Source organism: Coleofasciculaceae cyanobacterium (assembly GCA_036703275.1).
GTDB lineage: Bacteria > Cyanobacteriota > Cyanobacteriia > Cyanobacteriales > Xenococcaceae > Waterburya.
This window is the reverse complement of record DATNPK010000027.1, coordinates 1-1598: the sequence shown is the minus strand read 5'-3', so window position 1 is coordinate 1598 and position 1598 is coordinate 1. Positions and strand designations below refer to the sequence as shown.

The 1598-nt window shown below is 35.4% G+C and carries 2 protein-coding genes; one reads left to right on the top strand and one right to left on the bottom strand.

Going from position 1 to position 1598, the window contains the following annotated elements; translation table 11 throughout:
• Window positions 1-634: 634 nt before the first annotated feature.
• The gene (locus tag V6C71_06695) at window positions 635-1099 is read right to left on the bottom strand and encodes a hypothetical protein (GenBank protein HEY9768184.1); all 465 of its coding nucleotides are present in this window, start codon (window positions 1097-1099) and stop codon (window positions 635-637) included.
• 189 nt (window positions 1100-1288) lie between these two features.
• Between V6C71_06695 and V6C71_06690 the strand changes: the two genes are divergently transcribed.
• Entirely contained in the window at window positions 1289-1483 is a 195-nt protein-coding gene (locus V6C71_06690; protein ID HEY9768183.1) for a cold-shock protein, read from the top strand.
• Window positions 1484-1598: the final 115 nt, after the last annotated feature.

Sequence of the window (1598 nt, the reverse complement as noted above, 5' to 3'; positions counted from 1 at the left end):
AATAGAATTAAAAGATTACACAGAAAAACAATCTGCTTTTCTAAGCTTACTCAGATGCAAGATCTAGTGATTGGTTTGTATATTAATAAGTATGAGTTTGGCAGAGATATTTGATTAATTCAACATCTTTGCTACACTACCGGAAAGAAATTAGGGGAATTATTGTCTCTATTTCAGCTTAAGAAATGTGTGCATTAGGTATTTTTGTACTTGTCTATAGTTAATCTAACAGTACCGCTTTTGGTACGATACTCCGAGCGAGCGCAGGGGAAGATTGAAGCTAGAAAGAGAGTTGATTCTTAGATGGCAATCGCCGTTTAAAAAAGAGAATTGGGGCAAGTACGGAAAGCGGTTTGGAAAGATTTAAACATGACCCAGCTAAATCAAGAGTTAAAAACACAGCTTTTCAGTCATATAGAAGTTACAGGGAAGGAGCGATAGCTTCGGCGCGACTATCGCAATCGCTTTTACCTTTTGCCGAAACATCAATTGATGAAACTATTAAACAGTTAGAGGTTATTAACCCTATTCCCTAGCCACTATCATCTAAATAATTCCCCTATGCGTGATTAGTGATTGGCAACTAATCTCTAATAATCTATTTGCCAAACTTTTCCCTCAATCGGCTGCATAGTTATTCTGACTCATCATCAGTTGTTTCTTCTGCTATATGATGCTGGAAAGAGATTCGACCATCAAATTGAATATCTTCTCGCGCAACGCTATCCTCATTCTCAAATGGGATTAAAGCCGTTCTCTGACTCTCTCCTTCTATAAAAGGAATCACAATATTTAATTTCTGTAGTTTCTCAATCGCATCTTCAAAGAAGTAACCGATGTTCTCTACGCAAATTGTATTCTCATCTGCTCTAACGATCAAGTAATAACCACTTTTAACATCTTTATTTTGGCGAAAATAAGCACTAATAGCTTCAGTAATTGTCTTGTTGATGCTGTTATCGTTGTCATTGTCACTGATAAAAGCATCGCTAATCAGTCTTCTCTGGTAAGAGCCATTGGACTGAAGCTTTAGGTAGATAATTACTGAGCCATCTACATTTGCCAGTGTAAATTGTTGTTGTAATTTAGTTTGCGTCATTGAAACGATTTCTTAAATTTTAATTTTGATTGGAACGAAAATGTGTGACCAAAAAATGCCTAATATTTATTCTAAACTGAGACTAGTTCAATATGTCCTGTAAAAATCTCTTAAATTAATCTTTGTTAGGTCGTTTTTAGGCTACAGTCAATACTGCCAAACATTAATCACAACAAAGGAAAGCAAAATATGAGTACGGGTACAGTAAAATTTTTCAACGACAAAAAGGGCTTTGGTTTCATTCTTCAAGATGACGGGGGAGACGATCTATTTGTTCATGCCTCGGAGATTCAAGGTAGTGATGTAAGCCTTACAGATAATCAAAAGGTAAAATATGAGGTTGGTCAAGGAAGAAAAGGGTTGTGTAGCAAAAGAGTGTATTAGGGTATAATTGATAAGTCAAGAAAAGTTTGAGGATTAAAAATTAAATGACAGTTTGGATAGCAGTAAAATGACCATTTTGCCAATCAACAGATGTAGTGAAAAATGGGAAATCAAA

What these genes read in the sequence shown, in the direction of transcription:
- V6C71_06695 (HEY9768184.1), bottom strand. Translation starts at nt 1,099, where the DNA reads ATGACGCAAACTAAATTACAACAACAATTTACACTGGCAAATGTAGAT.
- V6C71_06690 (HEY9768183.1), top strand. Translation starts at nt 1,289, where the DNA reads ATGAGTACGGGTACAGTAAAATTTTTCAACGACAAAAAGGGCTTTGGT.